Raw genomic sequence first — 16,583 nt, forward strand, 5'->3', positions numbered from 1 at the left:
TTCAGGCTCCTCGGTCATCGCCAGCCAGCCCAAGCAGCCGCTGACGCAATTGGGGGTCTCTGGCCCGCGGGTCAAGCCAGATGGCGAAGAAGGCCCGGGCGAACACCGGATCGTCGATCGCGTGGCTCAGTTTGCCGTCGACGTAAAAGCGGCAACCCTGCCCCGGCAGGTACAAGCCCGTGATGCGCATGCCAGGGCTAACGTCCACGAATGCCTGCTCAATCGCCCTGGTCCATGCCGCGCGTTGCTGTGCCGTCATGCTGCCGCCACCCAGGCGTTGCATTTCCTCGAGGCTGGCCTTGACCAGCGTGTCCCTGGACAATGAACGGTGATAGAGCAGCTCAAGGGCGAACGGCTGGTTCCAGTCCTGAACCGGGCCAACTGCCCATAACCGGGCGGTATACAGCCGCAGGCCGAACCAGGTGAAATCACCGGCGCCCAGCCGTTGCGCCGCAGGCAGCTCCGCTCGCCAGTCTGCCGCCGACGACATGGCGGCTAGCAACAGGCACAGACAGGTCCAACGTGCAGGGTGCGCCATTCTGACCTCGAGCACTTTGCTAAATACTATACAATAGTAGACGCTTGTACAGATATTTGACGAGCCATGTATAGTTTTTAATGCCCAGCATGCATATTTCTGCAAGCCTCGCGCCCCGTTATCGAACACCCATGAAAGTCGAGATAGAAGGAATTGCTCATGCTGTACGTCGTCATGCTCGGTGGACGCCACCCACGGGCCAATATCGAGGTCCACGATGTGTTGTTCGCCCAGGCGGACTCACTTGAACAGGCCTACCCACATTTGCGCCAAGCCTGGTTCGGGAGCCGAACGGGCTTGCACATCGACGCATGGATGGAAGTCGACGGTATTGACCACTACCGCCTCGAATTCAGTCAGGTAGCGCCTGGCCCACACGATCCCAGGTTGTTCTTCATCAACCTGGGCGGCTACGAGCCCGGGGTGTTTGGCGAGGCACACCGCTACCTGCTGGTGGTGGCCAGGGACAAGGCCGAGGCCAAGCAACTGGCCAAGCAGCGCCTGCAGGCAGACTGGCTCAAGCCGCATACCGATGCGGTACTGGACGTCGACGATTGCCTGCCGATCGACTGGGTGAACGGCCGTTACGTGCACTTGATCGAAGGGCCCCATGACGGCTTACGGCAGTACAGCGACTATATCCTGCTGTGAGCTCACCCCTGCCATGTGCAAGAACGTTGGCAGGCATCACAGGACGAGGCGCCAGCGCCCGGCCAAGAGGACACGCCAATGAGCCTGATAAACGACCTTCACACACCCGCCAACGTGCTGGTCTGCGGGGCCAGCCAAGGGATTGGCCTGGCATTGTGCACGCAGTTGCTGGCGCGTGATGACATCGGGCTGGTGTTCGCCGTTTCGCGACGCGCCACCACCAGCCCTGCGCTGGATACCTTGTTCACAGAGCACGGGCGACGGTTGGTTCGCCTCGACTGCGACGCCCGATCCGAGCAGGCACTGCAAACACTGGCCGCGCAGGTGGGCGCCTGCTGCGACCAGCTGAACCTGGTCTTCAGCACGCTTGGCGTGCTGCAAGAAGGCCCGGCGAGGGCTGAAAAAGCACTGACCCAGCTAGACATGGCGGGGTTGCTGAGCACTTTCACAACCAACTGTTTCGCCCCTGTTCTGCTGCTCAAGCATTTGCTGCCGCTGCTGCGTCGGCAACCGATGGCCTTCGTCGCCTTGTCGGCGCGGGTTGGGTCGATCGGCGACAATCACCTGGGTGGGTGGTACAGCTACCGTGCCAGCAAAGCCGCGCTCAATCAGCTTCTGCGCACTGCAAGCATCGAGCTGAAGCGACTGAACCCCGCGTCAACGGTACTTGCATTGCATCCCGGCACCACCGACACCCAGCTTTCCCGCCCCTTTCAGGGCAATGTGCCGCCGGGCAAACTGTTCTCGCCCGCGTTTGCCGCCACCTGCATCCTGGCACTTGTGAGCCGTCACGGCCCGGCGCAGAGCGGAACGTTCTGGGCGTGGGATGGCACGCCGATTCCCTGGTGACGCGGGCGGAGAGCTCCAGGCCAAGTCGATGAACCAGCCCTGAGCGAGAACGGTCAACCCTTTATCTGACAACGGCAGAAGGAAGGGTGGAGCGAATGGTTTCGTTTGATCTGCAACGGATGCTGATAGGCGACTTTCCTTTTACCTTTCTGCTGGAAGTTGCTGTGCGTGTTTCAGCGGCCTTCCTGGCCGTGTTCTTCTTTCTGAAATTCAGTGGCCGGCGCGGTATCAGACAGCTGTCCCGGTTCGAGCTCGTGGTCATTCTCACCCTGGGCTCAGCGGCCGGCGATGTAACCTTTTATGAAGATGTACCGCTGCTGCCGGTGGCCTTGGTTTTCCTCACGCTGTTCATGCTTTACCGAGGAACGGTCTACCTCATGAGGCGAAACAGAACCTGCGAGGCCTGGATCGACGGGCTGCCGGTCACGGTAGTGAAAGAGGGCATGTACGAAATCCATTCGCTGCGTCACATGAACATTTCACCGAATGAGCTGTTCATGGAGCTACGCCAACAAGGTATCGAGCACCTGGGCCAGGTTCGACTGGGCCTTCTGGAAACCGATGGCGATCTCAGTTTGTATTTCTACGATCAGCAAGACACACGCCCAGGCTTGTCAGTGCTGCCGGTCGAGCATCGCCCGGAGTACACATCGCCGCCCGGCGCCGGGTTGCATTGCTGCGTGAGCTGTGGTTTCCCGGCCTACCATGAGCCTCATGACACCCTGGCGTGTTCACGTTGCGGTCATACGGTCTGGTCGCCTGCATTGGATACCGTGCGCAACCGTTAGCAGGTTCTCCCCATACCGCCAGGCATCGAGCAGGAACTTTGCTCGCTGTTTGCAGGCCCTTATGAAAGGCCTATCAGCACGAGGAGAAAATGATGAGTGCACAATTGAACGGCAAGCGCGTGGCCTTTCTGGTCACCGATGGCTTTGAACAGGTGGAACTGACCGGCCCGCGTGAAGCCTTGGAAAACAGCGGCGCGGTGGTCGATATCCTGAGCGAAAAAGAAGGCACGGTACGTGGCTGGAACCATGACAAACCCGCCGACGCGTTCAGCGTGGATGCGACTTTCGACAGTGCGCAGCTTGACCTCTACGATGCCCTGGTGCTGCCCGGCGGTGTGCAGAATTCGGACACGATTCGCTTGATTCCCGGCGCGCAGAAGCTGGTTAAAAGCCACGATGCGGCCGGCAAGCCGCTGGCGGTCATCTGCCATGGCGCATGGTTGCTGATATCGAGCGGGTTGGCCAAAGGCAAGCGAATGACCAGCTACAAAACCTTGCAAGATGACATTCGTAATGCGGGCGGTACGTGGCTGGATGAACAAGTGGTGGTCGATGGCAACCTCATCACCAGCCGCCAGCCGGATGACATCCCCGCCTTCAATGAGCAGTTGATCAAGGCATTGGCAGGCTGAGCGTGATTCTCTTCAGCGCGTGCTGGTCGCCCATGGCACCGACCAGCGCGCGCTGATCACGCCAACTGGATGAAAACCGAATAGCTGCCCAGCAACACCCAGAAGCACAGGAAAATCCAGGGCGTGCGCAAGGAAAACAGCAGCGATTTGCGGTGCCCCGCCTGAGAGGTTTCGGCCTCGCAGAACAGCGGCGACTCGTCATAGGCCAGGCCCATCATCGGCTCGCTGCGCAGCAGGTGGCTCTGCTTCATCTGCCAGTGCTCGATAATCCGGAAGGCCGCGCGGATGCCAGGCCAGGCATTCAGTGTACTGAGCACGCCGAGCAGTGCGAGAAAAGCCGGGACCATCAGGGTGAACATTTCGCCCCAGCTTTGGTTCAGGTTACCCATCGATGACACGTAGGCGATCACCAGGAACGACTGGGCCGCAAGATAAGCGTCGGTACGGTTGGCCAGGATGGTGGTCTCATACTGAATTTCGCGTTGATAGAAATCCAGCCGCTTCTTGGGCGTACCGAACATCCTCTCGTTCGTCTGATCGATCTCATGTTCCGGCGTGGAAGGCGTGATGATTCGAGGCACTGCAGACTCCTTGATAACGTGGGCCTCACCCATGCCAGCAGGCCCCGTCAGCGGTAGAGCTAGGCGGAGGGTAAAAATTCACTGGGAATGGGTGCATCAACCGCTCGTCGCTCAGCACGAAGATCCACTTCAACACTGGCCTGGTGCGCCTTTCGAACGGGAATGAGCGTTCCAACCCTGCAGGAGCTTCCAGCATGAGCGACTACCCTACCCCTCCTTTCCCATCCCAACCGCAAAGCGTTCCCGGTTCCCAGCGCAAGATGGATCCGTATCCGGACTGCGGTGAGCAGAGCTACACCGGCAACAATCGCCTCGCAGGCAAGATCGCCTTGATAACCGGTGCTGACAGCGGCATCGGGCGTGCGGTGGCGATTGCCTATGCCCGAGAAGGCGCTGACGTTGCCATTGCCTATCTGAATGAACACGACGATGCGCAGGAAACCGCGCGCTGGGTCAAAGCGGCGGGCCGCCAGTGCCTGCTGCTGCCCGGCGACCTGGCACAGAAACAGCACTGCCATGACATCGTCGACAAGACCGTGGCGCAGTTTGGTCGCATCGATATCCTGGTCAACAACGCCGCGTTCCAGATGGCCCATGAGAGCCTGGACGACATTGACGACGATGAATGGGTAAAGACCTTCGATACCAACATCACCGCCATTTTCCGCATTTGCCAGCGCGCTCTGCCCTCGATGCCAAAAGGCGGCTCGATCATCAACACCAGCTCGGTCAACTCTGACGACCCGTCACCCAGCTTGTTGGCCTATGCGGCCACCAAAGGGGCCATTGCCAATTTCACTGCAGGCCTTGCGCAATTGCTGGGCAAGCAGGGCATTCGCGTCAACAGCGTCGCACCCGGCCCGATCTGGACCCCGCTGATCCCGGCCACCATGCCTGATGAGGCGGTGAGAAACTTCGGTTCCGGTTACCCGATGGGACGGCCGGGTCAACCTGTAGAGGTGGCGCCAATCTATGTCTTGCTGGGGTCCGATGAAGCCAGCTACATCTCGGGTTCGCGTTACGCCGTGACGGGAGGCAAACCTATTCTGTGATCGTGCTGCCGGCGCCTGCTGACGCGGGCCTCGGCGCCTCTGGCAGAGCGGTATCGAGCCTGAGCTTGACGCGTGCCCTACCAGACGTCATCAGCGTTGAACCCTGCCGCCCACTGCTACTCAACCTCATGCAAGCCATTTTTCATTCGCCCGCGACGAGGTGACACCATGAATGCTATCGACCTGCTGGTTCAAGACCATAAATTAGTCAAGAAGCTGCTGGAAGAGCTCTGTGCGACCACAGAGCGTGCCGTGAAGAAACGCGCCGAACTGCTGCAACGCATTGAGCAGGAACTGCAAATCCACACCGCTCTGGAGGAGGACATTCTCTACCCGGCGATCAAGCAAGCCGGTGGTAAAGAGGAAGCCAAGATGTATTACGAAGCCAAGGAAGAACACCGGACTGTCGACGCCCTGGTGCTGCCTGATCTGCTTCATACGCAGCCAGGCACGCTTGAGTTCGCCGGTCGGGTCAAGGTGATGAAGGAGCTGCTTGAGCATCACATCGAAGAAGAGGAGGAAGAACTCTTCCCCACCGCGAAAAAGCTCCTCGGCAAAGACCAACTGGACGAGCTGGGGCTCGCCATGCAAGCCCAGAAAAAACTGCTCAAGGGTGAGCAACGGGCCGCTTGAATCAAAGGCGCCAGGCCGGGTCGGACACGACCGGCCCGGCCTGACGCCAGGGATTAATGTTTGGGACTCGCTTCGATGGAGAGCTGGATCGAATTGCTGGAGTGGCCGGCCATGGTGGTCACAGTGGTGGCAGCCTGGTGCATCGGGTCGCACCGCCCAGGACGGCGCATGGTGGGCTTCTGCTGTTTCATCGCCAGCAACATACTGTGGTCAGTCTGGGGGTGGCATGCCCAGGCCTGGGCTTTGATTGTGCTGCAGCTTGTGTTGTGCCTGATGAACCTGAGGGGGTGGCGCAAGAATAAACGCGCTTCAAGTAAATCGCAGGTCACACTTGCCGAGCATCCCTTCGCACCGCCTGAGGAGGTACGCCCAACACACGGACGAATACCTCGCGCAGGTGCCGGCGGTCCCTGAACCCGGTTTCCTTGGCCACCACCTCCAGGCTGTGCCGGCTCTGCTCGATCATCAGCCGGGCAGCCTCCAGCCGCAGGCCCTCGATGGCCTTGGCGGGTGACTGCCCGGTTTCGGCGGTGAATACACGGGTGAACTGCCGCGGGCTCAGGTGCGCCACCTGGGCCAGCTCTTCCACGCACAATGGGCGGCTGAGGTGCCTGCGCGCGTAATCCAGGGCGCTCTGGATACGGTCCGTCCTGGGCGACAGCGACAACAGTTCCGAGTGCTGGCACTGCCCGCCAGAACGGCGTTGGTGCATGACCATCTTGTGCGCTACCGACCTGGCCATCTCGTTACCCAGATCCTTTTCCACCATGCCCAGGGCCATGTCCAGGGCGGCGGTCATGCCGGCGGACGTCCAAATCGGCCCATCGACGATGAAGATCCGGTCTTCCTCGACGTCGATCTTCGGGTGCAACTCACGCAACTTGTTCGCGTAGGCCCAGTGGGTTGTAGCACGCCGCCCATCCAGCACCCCGGCCTGCGCCAGAACGAAACTCCCGGTGCATAAGCCCGCAGTGCGCCGCGCAGCGTCGACGAAGCCCCGCACGCTGGCCAGCACCTCGTCACCGGGTGGCGTCAACGGCGTCAGCGTACCCGTCACCATCCAGGTGTCGGCCAGGCCAGGGGCAGCCAACGGCAGCGTCTCGACAGACATCCCCAGCGAGGAGCGTACCGTGCCGCCCCCGACAGAAAAGTTCTCGAGCCTGTAAACCGCTTTGCCGGCGACGATGTTGGCAAACTCGAACACGGTTTGCGTTGCCAGGCACATGATCTGAAAGCCTTCGGTTAACAAATAGCCGACCCGGTGCATGCTTGAGCCCTCTGAGCAATGTCCTGAAAAACTACCATATACGTCCTTTAAGACAAAAACTGTCTTCTGCATGATGGCTCCACCCACTCAAAGCAACGGAGTATCACCATGACACAGGCATTCAAAGGCACCGCGCTTGTCACCGGCGCTTCCACCGGCATCGGTTCGCTCTACGCAGAACAGTTGGCACGCCGCGGCTATGACCTGGTACTGGTGGCCCGCAACCGGGAGCGCCTCAACGCATTGGCGGGCCGCCTCACTACCGAAACGCGGCAGAACGTGGAAGTGTTCCCGGCCGACCTGGCCAATACAGATGACCTTGCCAAGGTAGAACGCAAGCTGCGCGAAGACGCCAGCATCAGCATGCTGGTGAACAACGCGGGCATCGGCACCCACACCAGCCTGCTGGAAAGCGATGTCGAACGCATGGCCGAAATGATCAGCCTGAACGTCACCGCCCTCACCCGCCTGACCTATGCGGCTGTACCCGGTTTTGTAGCGCGCAAGCAGGGGGCGATCATCAATATCTCGTCCATCGTCAGTCTGGCGCCAGAACTGCTCAACGGCGTCTACGGCGGCAGCAAGGCGTACGTCACTGCGTTCACCCAGTCCCTGAACAAGGAGCTGGCGGGCAAGGGGGTTCAGGTGCAGGCGGTACTGCCCGGGGCTACCGCCACTGACTTCTGGCAAATCGGTGGCTTACCGGTCGAAAACCTCGACCCCGGCATCGTGATGTCGGCCCAGGACCTGGTGGACGGTGCGCTGCAGGACTTCGACAACGGAGTGCTGATCTCCTTGCCGTCGATGCAAGATCTGCAAGCCTTCGACCAATACGAAGCTGCCCGGCAGGCCTTGTTCAGCCAGCTGTCCAGCAACCAGCTTGCACCGCGTTACAGCGCCAGCTGACGGATGCGCGTGAGGCGCTTACGCTTGGTAACGAGTGCCTCACACCATTTTCACTGAGGGAGAGAAAGTCTTGCGCTATTTGGCCAGTTTATCGACTTAATCCAAACCACTAGCCTGAGCTCACTTTTCCAATACCCAAGAGGTTGCGCCCATGAAGGCTGTCGTTTACACCCAACCCGGTTTGCCGATCCAGGACCCACAGTCGCTGTATGACGCGCAGTTGCCCGAACCCAAACCGGGTGCCCGGGATCTGCTGGTCGAGGTAAAGGCCATTGCTGTCAACCCGGTCGACACGAAAATCCGCGCGAGCCGCGGCGGTGAGCAACCACAGGTTCTTGGCTGGGATGCGGTTGGCGTTGTTCGCGAGGTTGGGCCAGAGGTCACGTTGTTCCAACCTGGCGATGAGGTTTACTACGCCGGTGCCATCGACCGTGCTGGCAGCTACAGCGAGCGCCATGTGGTGGACGAGCGTATCGTCGGACACAAGCCCCGCAGCCTGGACAACGCCAGTGCCGCAGCCCTGCCCCTTACTTCCATCACCGCATGGGAGCTGCTGTTCGACCGCCTGGGTGTCGAAGAAAACGGGGGCCAGGGCCAAAGCCTACTGGTGATCGGAGCCGCCGGCGGGGTGGGCTCGATCCTGGTCCAGCTCGCCAGCAAGCTCACTCAGCTGGTGGTCATCGGCACAGCGTCGAGGCCTGAAACCAAAGCCTGGGTCAAGGAACTGGGGGCGCATCATGTCATCGATCACACCAAACCGATCCCGCATCAACTGGAAGCGCTCAAGCTGAGCCAGGTCGACCATGTGATCAGCCTGACCCATACCGACACCTACCTCCCCCAACTGGTCGAAGTGCTTCGCCCACAAGGCAAGCTCGCGCTGATCGACGACCCGGCGCAACTGGATGTCATGCCGCTCAAGCGCAAATCCCTCTCCCTGCACTGGGAGCTCATGTTCACGCGTTCGCTGTACCAGACCGAGGACATGATCAAGCAGCATCAACTACTCGATCGCATTTCACAGCTGGTCGATGATGGGGTGCTCAAGACCACCCTCGGCGAGCACTACGGCACCATCAACGCCGAGCACCTCAAACGCGCTCACGCCCTGATCGAGAGCGGGAAAGCACGCGGCAAGATTGTTCTGGAAGGTTTCTGATCGCGTTCCGGTTCTGATCCAGGGCTCAGCTTTCAAGACCACCCCGGCCTCCGCTTCGCGAATGCACAAGCCATGAACCACCACCTGAAAGGAACGTTTCCCGGCGGCGGCTGGCCTCCTCAAGGTTTTGCAGTGCGCCCTTTTTTCCACTGCGCCCTGGAGACACCTTCAGCGTAGCCGGTGACACCGATCGCTACCTGCTGAATGCGGCCGCCATGCTGAAGGAAGGCCTCGACCTGCTCGCAGATGCGCACATGGGCTTTTTGGGCCGCGCTGGGGTACGTCTGGGACATGTTGGCATCTCGGTTATGAGCCACTGAACGACAGTCACCCGAGCAAGCACTATACACCCTGCATTGCCATCAGCGTCTGAAGCCTGCCAAAACCCTGCTTTTGTCGACCGAAGGGCGTGGCCATGGTGAGCTGCAAGCGCACAAGCCCAGGAATGCTTGCCTGAACATATGGAAATACGTATATTCGGCTTTCCGTATGTACAGCCCCCCCCCCCATGATCACACCGCCCGATGTCTTCAAGAGCCTCTCTGACGAAACCCGCGCTCGCGCCACGCTGCTTATCGCCAGCCTGGGCGAACTGTGCGTCTGCGAACTGATGTGCGCGCTGGACGACAGCCAACCCAAGATCAGTCGCCATCTGGCACAACTGCGCAGCAATGGCATGCTGCTGGACCGCCGTCAGGGCCAATGGGTGTATTACCGGCTGAATCCGGAACTGCCTTCCTGGGTTCACGAAATGCTTCAGGTCACCTTGCACGCCAATTCGCAATGGCTGGCTGACAATGCCCTTCGGCTGAAGAACATGGACGGTCGCCCCGTGCGTGATTCCGTCTGCTGCTGATCATCACCAAGCGAGATTTTCATGCTGCCCGCCATTGCTGTCTTCGTCTTCACCCTCATACTGGTCATCTGGCAGCCCAAGGGGCTCGGTGTTGGCTGGAGCGCCGCGCTAGGCGCCATCATCGCCCTGGCTACAGGCGCCGTTTCACTGCATGACATCCCTGCCGTATGGGCCATTGTCTGGAACGCCACCGCCACGTTCATCGCGGTCATCATCATCAGCTTGCTGCTGGATGAGGCCGGTTTCTTCGAATGGGCCGCATTGCATGTGGCGCGTTGGGCAAACGGCAGCGGCTACCGCCTGTTCGCCTTCTGCGTACTGCTCGGCGCCGCTGTATCGGCGCTGTTCGCCAACGACGGTGCGGCGCTGATCCTCACCCCCATCGTCATGTCGATGCTGCTCGCGCTGCGCTTCTCACCTGCAGCGACACTGGCCTTTGTCATGGCCGCAGGCTTCATTGCCGACACGGCCAGCCTGCCGCTGGTGGTCTCCAACCTGGTCAATATCGTCTCGGCCGACTACTTCGGCCTGGGCTTCGCCGAATACGCATCGGTGATGGTGCCGGTGAATATCGCCAGCGTGGCGGCCACCCTGCTGGTGCTGTTTCTGTACTTCCGTCGTGATATCCCCAGGCAGTACGCGCTCGATGCGCTGAAGGCGCCGAGCGAGGCAATTCATGACCACGCCACCTTCAAAGTCGGTTGGTGGGTGCTGCTGGTGTTGCTTGCAGGCCTGTTCGTACTGGAACCTCTGGGCATCCCGATCAGTGCGGTGGCCGCCGTCTGTGCCGCAATCCTCTTTGCCGTGGCCGCTCGCGGTCACCGCATCTCAACCCGTCGCGTGCTGCGGGAAGCGCCGTGGCAGGTGGTGATTTTTTCTCTGGGCATGTATCTGGTGGTGTACGGCCTGAAGAACGCCGGCCTCACGGACATGCTCACCCACCTGCTGGACAGGCTTGCCGAGCAGGGCCTGTGGAGCGCGGCCATTGGCACCGGGTTGATCTCCGCGCTGCTGTCCTCAGTCATGAACAACATGCCCAGCGTGCTGATCGGCGCCTTGTCGATCCAGGCCAGCGGCGCAGAGGGCGTGGTACGTGAGGCGATGATCTACGCCAACGTCATCGGCTGCGACCTCGGCCCGAAGATCACCCCGATTGGCAGCCTCGCCACACTGCTTTGGCTGCATGTGCTGGCGCGTAAAGGCATGCGCATCACCTGGGGTTACTACTTCAAGGTCGGCCTGCTGCTCACCGTACCGGTTTTGCTGATCACCCTTTCTGCTCTGGCACTGCGCCTGAGCCTCTGACGTTCGTCCCCCCAGCGGAGGAGCCCTCCATGCGAGTCCTGTTCATGTGCACGGCCAACAGCTGCCGCAGCATCCTGTCCGAAGCAATGTTCAACCACCTGGCACCGCCCGGTTTCGAGGCAGTCAGCGCTGGCAGTTTCCCCAAGGGCCAGGTGTTGCCACGCAGCCTGAGCACGTTGCAGCAGGCCAATATTTCGACCCAGGGCCTGAGCAGCAAAGGCAACGATGCGTTCGAGGGCAACCCACCCGACATCGTCATCACCGTCTGCGACAAGGCCGCGGGCGAAGCCTGCCCGGTGTATTTCGGCCCTGCGCTGAAGTCGCATTGGGGGCTGGAAGACCCGTCCGATGTCGTGGGTGACGAAGCTTCGGTCGATGCGGCTTTCCGGGCCACACTGGCCCGCATCGAATCTCGCTGCCAGGCCTTCTTCACACTGCCGTTCGATCAACTCGACCGCGAGCAGCTCAAGCACGCGCTGGATCGCATCGGCTCGCTTTGAACAGGAAGAAATCATGTCCGAGCAACTGCCTAACCTCGACCTCACGCTGTTCGACCTGCCGCCTTCGGCAACCCCGACCAGCGAACACAAACCACGCATCCTGCTGCTGTACGGGTCCACCCGAGAACGCGCCTTCAGTCGCTTGCTGGTAGAAGAAGCCGCGCGCCTCCTGGAGCACTTCGGTGCAGAAACCCGCACCTTCGACCCGTCGGGCCTGCCGCTGCCTGACGATGTCCCCGTGGAGCATCCCAAGGTGCAGGAGCTGCGAGAACTGGTGCAATGGTCAGAAGGCCAGGTGTGGTGCTCGCCGGAGCGCCATGGGGCGATGTCTGCGGTGTTCAAGGCACAGATCGACTGGATTCCGTTGGCGCTGGGGGCATTGCGCCCCACCCAAGGCAAGACCCTGGCCGTGATGCAGGTGTGCGGCGGATCGCAGTCGTTCAACGTGGTCAACCAGTTGCGTGTGCTGGGCCGCTGGATGCGGATGTTCACCATCCCGAACCAGTCTTCGGTACCCAAGGCTTATCTGGAGTTCGACGACACCGGGCGGATGAAGCCATCGCCGTACTACGATCGCGTGGTTGATGTCATGGAGGAGCTGGTGAAGTTCACCGTGCTGCTGCGCGACCGCCAGGCATTCCTGGTGGATCGCTATTCGGAGCGCAAGGAAAGCGCCGAGCAGCTGTCTGAGCGGGTCAATCAGCGATCCATCTGACGCAAACGTGATTCAAGACAGTGGAAACGACAGGGTAGCGGCCAGCCCGCCACCCGCTCTGTTTTCAAGGCGTACCTGCCCCCCCATACGGTCGATGATGGTCGCGACGATGGAGAGCCCGAGGCCAGCACCATTTGGGCTGTTTCGGCTATAGAAGCGTTCGAATACACGGGATAGGCTCTCCTCGTCGATACCCGTCCCTTCATCCTCGACGACCAGTTCGATACGGCTGGCCAGGCGCCTCAGTGACACGGCTATGCGCCCCCCAGGCGGTGAGTGTTCTACCGCGTTGGACACCAGGTTCTGTAGCGCAATGCCCAGCGCGCCAGCGTCGACCTGCAGATGAAGGCCCCCTTCGCCGATGTCCAGCGAGGGTTCCAAGCCACGGTCCAGTATCCATGGGGTCAATTCAGCCAGCGTTTCGGTGACGACCTCGGCCAGGTCGATACGGGCGCTGGCTCGCTGCCCCAGTTTTGGCTCAACGCGGGCCAATGTCAGCAACTGGTTGACCACCCGTGTCAGCCGATCGACCCCGCCCACAAGAAAGCCCAAGGCTTTCTCGCGCTCGGCATCATTGCTGGCGGCCAGCGCGTTCTGCGCGTGCAGCCGCAGTACGGCCAGAGGCGTACGCATTTCGTGGGCAGCATCGGCAATGAAGCGATGCTCACGCCGCAGCAGATCGTCGATCTGCGCCAGCAAGCGATTGATGGCCGCCTGCATGGGCTCCAGTTCAGTGGGAAGCGGTACCAGTTGCAGCGGCTCCAGCGAATCGGCATGGCGTCTGCGGATGACATTGGCCATGTTCTGCAGTGGCCGTAGCCCCCAGCCGATCGCAGCCCACACCAGCAGTGCCAACGCCAGGCTGCCAAGCAGGAACGGGAACAGCGTGTGGCGAACGATGCGGTCGATCAGGTCGTAGCGCACATCATCACGCTCACCCACCCAGATAAGCCAGTGTTTTTCCGGCACCGGCAAAACGAAACCGCGCCATTGTTCACCGCCACTGGAAAAGTCGTAGAACCCTGGAGCAGTGGGTGGTGGGTCGATGGGTGGCGCACTGGGTGTATGCACCAGCAACGCCATGCCTTCTCCCCAGACCTGGAACGCCAGCTTGCTTTCGTAAGGGTGGCCCACCTGATGCCGCCCTGCTTTGCCCAAGGCATCGTTGAAGGCCTGATACAGCGCCTCACGCGAGCCCTCTTGTACCGGCATGCTCATGACGCCTTGCAGCAAACGCGCGTTCTGGGCCAGGTGCGCGTCATACACCTCGTTAATTTCGTGGCTGCTGTCATGGTAGTTATAGAGCGCGAGCAGGCCGGTGCCCAGTAGCAGCAAGAGCATCACGCGCCACAGCGTACGCTGGCGTAGCGAGCTCATGCCTTGACCTCGACCAGATAGCCAATGCCGCGCACCGTGCGAATCAGGCCGTTGAACAGCTTCTTGCGCAGGTGATAGATGTTCACCTCCAGCGTGTTGCTCTCCGGTTCTTCATCCCAGCCATACAGCAGTTGAGTGAGGCGCTCACGTGTGAATACCTTGCCGGGATGTGCCAGCAACTCATGCAACAGCACATACTCTTTGGGGGTGAGCACAACTTCGACGCCGTTGTAATGCACTTGTTGGGTGGTCGGGTCCAGGCTGACCCCGGCATGCTCGATCAGTACCTTGGCGCGCCCGACGCTGCGCCGCAGCAAGGCGCGCAAGCGCGCCTTGAGCTCGTTGAGGTCGAAAGGCTTGACCAGATAATCATCGGCGCCGGCATCCAGGCCGGCAATGCGATCATCAAGGGCATCCCGCGCGGTGAGGATCAGCACCGGCAGGCTGTCGCCGCCGGCGCGTAATCGCCTGAGTAGCTCGATGCCATCCAAACGGGGCAATCCAAGATCCAGGATCAGCAGGTCGAAGGTCTCGTGTTGCAGCGCATGCAAGCCACTGACACCGTCCCGCAACCAGTCAAGGGTGTACCCCTCCTGGCGCAAGCCGTCGCAGATCCCTTCCCCCAGTGCAATGTCATCCTCAACCAGCAACAGCCGCATGTTCAGTCCTGTTTGTCCTTGATAGCCTTGAGTAAAGCATCGATATCGGCACGCCGGCCCTGGTCAGCCAACTCACGCCCCGGCCGGGGCGGTGCCTGCAAGGCTTTCTGCAGGGCTGCGGTAGCTTCAGGGTAGCGCTTCTGCCGATACAGATGATCAGCCCAGAAATAGTTGCTGTCGATACCGTTGGGGTTGATCTGCAAGGCTTTGCGCAGCATCTTGTCGGCCATTTCGGCATCACCGAAACCGATAGGCCAGCCGGGCACCTGATCATACAGCGTGCCCAGGCTGGTGTAGGCCGAACCTTGCAGGGCGTTGGGGTCCAGCTTCATGGCCTGCTCCAGGCTGGCTTTCGCCGCCTTGACCTTGCCCAGTGCACCGAGGCCACCCGTCGCCCCCGCCCAACTGCTGTTGATGATGCCCTCCCAGATCAAGGGTTCAGGTGTGCCCGGATACTGATGAACAAACGTTGCTGCATCGCCTGCCAGCTTTTCGAAGGCGTCGGCACGCGTGTCCTTGGGCATTTGGTACTGAATCTGCGCCCAGCGCTGCTGCAGATCACTCAGGCGCTGGCTGCCTGCCTGGTCCAATGCCCAGGTGAAGGGTGCAAATGCCAGCAAGCTGGCAATGAACAGACGCTTCATTTGTTCGACTCCTTGGAATGGCTGCCGATATAGCGGCGAATGACTGGCAGTTGCTTGCGCAGTGCGCGATCGACTATGCCCGGCAACATCCCGTTGATACGCACGAAGAGCTTTTCCGGCCACCCCAGATAAAGCTCGGTGCGCTCGGATTGCACCGCCTCGAGCACAGCACGGGCGACGTCCGCAGGGTCGTCCATGCCAACTTTCAGCGCTTGATTGAGCGCAGTCGCAGCACTGCTGTTCATCGTTGTGCGGGTCGCCCGGGGGGCGGCATACAGCACGTTCACCGTGGTGTCGGCCAACTCGCGGCGCAGCGCTTCCGAAAAACCACGCAGCGCAAACTTGCTGGCGCAGTAGGTGGCGTAGCCGGGGTAGCCGATCGAGCCATAGGTCGACCCGACATTGACCACCAACGCCTTGGGCTGAGCGCGCAGCAACGGCAGGCAGGCGCGTGTCAGTTGCAGGGGGGCCTTCAGGTTGATGTCCAATAGCTCGTCCAGCGCATACTCATCCAGCTGGTCGAGCAGAGCGAAGCGATTCACGCCAGCCGCGTTGATCAGCACATTGACAGCCCCCATCTCGCGTGCCCGCTCGATGACATGTTCGCGCCCTGACGGGCTGCGCAGGTCGGCCTCCTGCCAGCGCAGACGATCAGGGTACCGGTTCATCAGGCCAGCCAGCTTGCCCATATGCCGACTGACGGCCAACACCTGGGCACCGGCAGCACAGAGCTGTTCAGCCAGCTCCAGGCCTATGCCCCCACTGGCGCCGGTGAGGATCACCACGGACTCAGCCAAACGCATGGTGCACCTCTTGCTGCCCGGCACGCGGCAAGCCCTGGAACATCTCGGTGTACAAGCGGTAGACGACCTTGGCCGCGTGGAGGACGGCCTGCTGGTCACCGGCATCGTCGAGGCGGTCCATCAACTGTTTGTAGGTCACCATGTGGTCCTGGTCGAGCGCACCGTGCGAGCTGAGGTAGCTGAATGCCTGGTCTGGCAGTGCCAATGTGTTCTGGATAACGCCCGCCGCCTGGGTGGCCAAGGCGATGCTGGTGCCTTCAAGCACGTTGACCATGCCGAACAACCCGACCGGGTTGCCACGGGCGATCAGGTCGTACAGGTAGGCGACCATCAGCTCGATGGATTGCACCGGCTGGCCATCGCGCACGGCCTCCCAGTCACCGCCGCACGCGTTGATGTCGTTGAGGATCCACTGCTCGTGGCCGTATTCCTCTTCAATGTATTCGCAGACCGCGCCGCGCAGCCACTCCAGCCGCAGCGGCAATCGAGCCCCACAGGCCATCATCAGCGGCACGGTATGGCGCACGTGGTAATAGGCCTGGGTCAGGAAGGCGACGTAGCTGTCCAGGCTGACCTGGCCGGCCAGCGCTTCGCGGATCACCGGTACGGCGAACAGCGCCTGACGCTCTTGGGCGGTTTGTACTTGCAGGGTGTCGAAAAAGGACATT

Annotated in this window: 21 protein-coding genes and 1 pseudogene; 13 read left to right on the plus strand and 9 right to left on the minus strand. The window is 61.0% G+C overall.

The window, feature by feature from the left end:
- Position 1: 1 nt before the first annotated feature.
- Entirely contained in the window at positions 2–538 is a 537-nt protein-coding gene (locus tag ACK59Z_RS05330) for a chalcone isomerase family protein (RefSeq protein ID WP_003254011.1), read from the minus strand.
- Positions 539–697: 159 nt separating this feature from the next.
- On the opposite strand from ACK59Z_RS05330, the gene ACK59Z_RS05335 reads away from it, so the two are divergent.
- The 4 genes from ACK59Z_RS05335 (at position 698) to ACK59Z_RS05350 (ending at position 3,458) form a co-directional block, all read left to right on the plus strand.
- Positions 698–1,189, plus strand: a complete 492-nt coding sequence (locus ACK59Z_RS05335) for a DUF1543 domain-containing protein (protein WP_070095520.1) — start codon at positions 698–700, stop codon at positions 1,187–1,189.
- A gap of 78 nt (positions 1,190–1,267) precedes the next feature.
- The gene (locus tag ACK59Z_RS05340; protein WP_070095519.1) at positions 1,268–2,038 is read left to right on the plus strand and encodes an SDR family NAD(P)-dependent oxidoreductase; all 771 of its coding nucleotides are present in this window, start codon (positions 1,268–1,270) and stop codon (positions 2,036–2,038) included.
- Between the two features lie 95 nt (positions 2,039–2,133).
- A complete protein-coding gene (locus tag ACK59Z_RS05345) occupies positions 2,134–2,826 on the plus strand; it encodes a DUF421 domain-containing protein (protein WP_409292562.1) in 693 nt (230 codons plus the stop codon).
- Between the two features lie 92 nt (positions 2,827–2,918).
- On the plus strand, positions 2,919–3,458 hold the full coding sequence (locus tag ACK59Z_RS05350; RefSeq protein WP_029380592.1) for a type 1 glutamine amidotransferase domain-containing protein: 540 nt from the start codon (positions 2,919–2,921) through the stop codon (positions 3,456–3,458).
- 56 nt (positions 3,459–3,514) lie between these two features.
- Here ACK59Z_RS05350 and ACK59Z_RS05355 read toward each other — a convergent pair whose 3' ends face one another.
- Positions 3,515–4,039, minus strand: coding sequence for a hypothetical protein (locus ACK59Z_RS05355; RefSeq protein WP_409292564.1), 525 nt, complete (start codon positions 4,037–4,039; stop codon positions 3,515–3,517).
- A 194-nt stretch (positions 4,040–4,233) separates the two neighbouring features.
- On the opposite strand from ACK59Z_RS05355, the gene ACK59Z_RS05360 reads away from it, so the two are divergent.
- The 3 genes and pseudogenes from ACK59Z_RS05360 to ACK59Z_RS05370 all read left to right on the plus strand — a co-directional run.
- Positions 4,234–5,091 carry a glucose 1-dehydrogenase gene (locus ACK59Z_RS05360; protein ID WP_010953639.1) on the plus strand — a complete coding sequence of 286 codons (858 nt, stop codon included), beginning with the start codon at positions 4,234–4,236 and terminating at the stop codon, positions 5,089–5,091.
- Positions 5,092–5,259: 168 nt separating this feature from the next.
- Positions 5,260–5,724 carry a hemerythrin domain-containing protein gene (locus ACK59Z_RS05365; protein ID WP_010953638.1) on the plus strand — a complete coding sequence of 155 codons (465 nt, stop codon included), beginning with the start codon at positions 5,260–5,262 and terminating at the stop codon, positions 5,722–5,724.
- A gap of 75 nt (positions 5,725–5,799) precedes the next feature.
- Positions 5,800–6,024: pseudogene (locus tag ACK59Z_RS05370) on the plus strand (hypothetical protein); the annotation flags it as partial.
- Positions 6,025–6,049: 25 nt separating this feature from the next.
- Here the strand turns inward: ACK59Z_RS05370 and ACK59Z_RS05375 are convergent.
- A complete protein-coding gene (locus tag ACK59Z_RS05375; RefSeq protein ID WP_108191607.1) occupies positions 6,050–6,991 on the minus strand; it encodes a GlxA family transcriptional regulator in 942 nt (313 codons plus the stop codon).
- Positions 6,992–7,099: 108 nt separating this feature from the next.
- On the opposite strand from ACK59Z_RS05375, the gene ACK59Z_RS05380 reads away from it, so the two are divergent.
- Positions 7,100–7,897: an SDR family oxidoreductase gene (locus tag ACK59Z_RS05380; RefSeq protein ID WP_108191608.1), complete on the plus strand. Its 798-nt coding sequence runs from the start codon at positions 7,100–7,102 to the stop codon at positions 7,895–7,897.
- Between the two features lie 151 nt (positions 7,898–8,048).
- Entirely contained in the window at positions 8,049–9,056 is a 1,008-nt protein-coding gene (locus ACK59Z_RS05385) for a zinc-binding alcohol dehydrogenase family protein (protein WP_108191609.1), read from the plus strand.
- Between the two features lie 119 nt (positions 9,057–9,175).
- Here the strand turns inward: ACK59Z_RS05385 and ACK59Z_RS05390 are convergent, their stop codons facing one another.
- The gene (locus tag ACK59Z_RS05390; RefSeq protein ID WP_017147688.1) at positions 9,176–9,349 is read right to left on the minus strand and encodes a hypothetical protein; all 174 of its coding nucleotides are present in this window, start codon (positions 9,347–9,349) and stop codon (positions 9,176–9,178) included.
- Positions 9,350–9,564: 215 nt separating this feature from the next.
- On the opposite strand from ACK59Z_RS05390, the gene ACK59Z_RS05395 reads away from it, so the two are divergent.
- The 4 genes from ACK59Z_RS05395 to arsH are packed head-to-tail and all read left to right on the plus strand — an operon-like array spanning position 9,565 to position 12,432.
- Positions 9,565–9,912, plus strand: coding sequence for a metalloregulator ArsR/SmtB family transcription factor (locus ACK59Z_RS05395; RefSeq protein ID WP_014756342.1), 348 nt, complete (start codon positions 9,565–9,567; stop codon positions 9,910–9,912).
- A gap of 21 nt (positions 9,913–9,933) precedes the next feature.
- Entirely contained in the window at positions 9,934–11,217 is a 1,284-nt protein-coding gene (locus ACK59Z_RS05400) for an arsenic transporter (protein WP_019751182.1), read from the plus strand.
- 29 nt (positions 11,218–11,246) lie between these two features.
- Positions 11,247–11,717 carry an arsenate reductase ArsC gene (locus ACK59Z_RS05405; RefSeq protein ID WP_108191610.1) on the plus strand — a complete coding sequence of 157 codons (471 nt, stop codon included), beginning with the start codon at positions 11,247–11,249 and terminating at the stop codon, positions 11,715–11,717.
- Positions 11,718–11,730: 13 nt separating this feature from the next.
- On the plus strand, positions 11,731–12,432 hold the full coding sequence (gene arsH / locus ACK59Z_RS05410) for an arsenical resistance protein ArsH (protein WP_004576503.1): 702 nt from the start codon (positions 11,731–11,733) through the stop codon (positions 12,430–12,432).
- 12 nt (positions 12,433–12,444) lie between these two features.
- Here the strand turns inward: arsH and ACK59Z_RS05415 are convergent, their stop codons facing one another.
- Genes ACK59Z_RS05415 through ACK59Z_RS05435 form a run of 5 tightly spaced genes read right to left on the minus strand, consistent with a single transcriptional unit; the run spans position 12,445 to position 16,582 of the window.
- The gene (locus ACK59Z_RS05415) at positions 12,445–13,809 is read right to left on the minus strand and encodes a HAMP domain-containing sensor histidine kinase (protein ID WP_019751180.1); all 1,365 of its coding nucleotides are present in this window, start codon (positions 13,807–13,809) and stop codon (positions 12,445–12,447) included.
- Positions 13,806–14,468, minus strand: a complete 663-nt coding sequence (locus tag ACK59Z_RS05420; protein ID WP_060538171.1) for a response regulator — start codon at positions 14,466–14,468, stop codon at positions 13,806–13,808. Before ACK59Z_RS05420 ends, ACK59Z_RS05415 begins: the two co-directional genes overlap by 4 nt.
- 2 nt (positions 14,469–14,470) lie before the next feature.
- The gene (locus tag ACK59Z_RS05425) at positions 14,471–15,112 is read right to left on the minus strand and encodes a hypothetical protein (protein ID WP_003254032.1); all 642 of its coding nucleotides are present in this window, start codon (positions 15,110–15,112) and stop codon (positions 14,471–14,473) included.
- On the minus strand, positions 15,109–15,915 hold the full coding sequence (locus ACK59Z_RS05430) for an SDR family oxidoreductase (protein ID WP_004576501.1): 807 nt from the start codon (positions 15,913–15,915) through the stop codon (positions 15,109–15,111). The genes ACK59Z_RS05425 and ACK59Z_RS05430 overlap by 4 nt, the downstream gene beginning before the upstream one ends.
- Positions 15,902–16,582 carry a TenA family transcriptional regulator gene (locus tag ACK59Z_RS05435; protein ID WP_108191611.1) on the minus strand — a complete coding sequence of 227 codons (681 nt, stop codon included), beginning with the start codon at positions 16,580–16,582 and terminating at the stop codon, positions 15,902–15,904. Before ACK59Z_RS05435 ends, ACK59Z_RS05430 begins: the two co-directional genes overlap by 14 nt.
- Position 16,583: the final 1 nt, after the last annotated feature.

It is taken from the genome of Pseudomonas sp. KCJK9058, assembly GCF_046230975.1.
GTDB lineage: Bacteria > Pseudomonadota > Gammaproteobacteria > Pseudomonadales > Pseudomonadaceae > Aquipseudomonas > Aquipseudomonas alloputida.

Coding starts and splice junctions, on each gene's coding strand:
- ACK59Z_RS05330 (WP_003254011.1), bottom strand. CDS start 538: ATGGCGCACCCTGCACGTTGGACCTGTCTGTGCCTGTTGCTAGCCGCC.
- ACK59Z_RS05335 (WP_070095520.1), top strand. CDS start 698: ATGCTGTACGTCGTCATGCTCGGTGGACGCCACCCACGGGCCAATATC.
- ACK59Z_RS05340 (WP_070095519.1), top strand. CDS start 1,268: ATGAGCCTGATAAACGACCTTCACACACCCGCCAACGTGCTGGTCTGC.
- ACK59Z_RS05345 (WP_409292562.1), top strand. CDS start 2,134: ATGGTTTCGTTTGATCTGCAACGGATGCTGATAGGCGACTTTCCTTTT.
- ACK59Z_RS05350 (WP_029380592.1), top strand. CDS start 2,919: ATGAGTGCACAATTGAACGGCAAGCGCGTGGCCTTTCTGGTCACCGAT.
- ACK59Z_RS05360 (WP_010953639.1), top strand. CDS start 4,234: ATGAGCGACTACCCTACCCCTCCTTTCCCATCCCAACCGCAAAGCGTT.
- ACK59Z_RS05365 (WP_010953638.1), top strand. CDS start 5,260: ATGAATGCTATCGACCTGCTGGTTCAAGACCATAAATTAGTCAAGAAG.
- ACK59Z_RS05375 (WP_108191607.1), bottom strand. CDS start 6,991: ATGCACCGGGTCGGCTATTTGTTAACCGAAGGCTTTCAGATCATGTGC.
- ACK59Z_RS05380 (WP_108191608.1), top strand. CDS start 7,100: ATGACACAGGCATTCAAAGGCACCGCGCTTGTCACCGGCGCTTCCACC.
- ACK59Z_RS05385 (WP_108191609.1), top strand. CDS start 8,049: ATGAAGGCTGTCGTTTACACCCAACCCGGTTTGCCGATCCAGGACCCA.
- ACK59Z_RS05390 (WP_017147688.1), bottom strand. CDS start 9,349: ATGTCCCAGACGTACCCCAGCGCGGCCCAAAAAGCCCATGTGCGCATC.
- ACK59Z_RS05395 (WP_014756342.1), top strand. CDS start 9,565: ATGATCACACCGCCCGATGTCTTCAAGAGCCTCTCTGACGAAACCCGC.
- ACK59Z_RS05400 (WP_019751182.1), top strand. CDS start 9,934: ATGCTGCCCGCCATTGCTGTCTTCGTCTTCACCCTCATACTGGTCATC.
- ACK59Z_RS05405 (WP_108191610.1), top strand. CDS start 11,247: ATGCGAGTCCTGTTCATGTGCACGGCCAACAGCTGCCGCAGCATCCTG.
- arsH (WP_004576503.1), top strand. CDS start 11,731: ATGTCCGAGCAACTGCCTAACCTCGACCTCACGCTGTTCGACCTGCCG.
- ACK59Z_RS05415 (WP_019751180.1), bottom strand. CDS start 13,809: ATGAGCTCGCTACGCCAGCGTACGCTGTGGCGCGTGATGCTCTTGCTG.
- ACK59Z_RS05420 (WP_060538171.1), bottom strand. CDS start 14,468: ATGCGGCTGTTGCTGGTTGAGGATGACATTGCACTGGGGGAAGGGATC.
- ACK59Z_RS05425 (WP_003254032.1), bottom strand. CDS start 15,112: ATGAAGCGTCTGTTCATTGCCAGCTTGCTGGCATTTGCACCCTTCACC.
- ACK59Z_RS05430 (WP_004576501.1), bottom strand. CDS start 15,915: ATGCGTTTGGCTGAGTCCGTGGTGATCCTCACCGGCGCCAGTGGGGGC.
- ACK59Z_RS05435 (WP_108191611.1), bottom strand. CDS start 16,582: ATGTCCTTTTTCGACACCCTGCAAGTACAAACCGCCCAAGAGCGTCAG.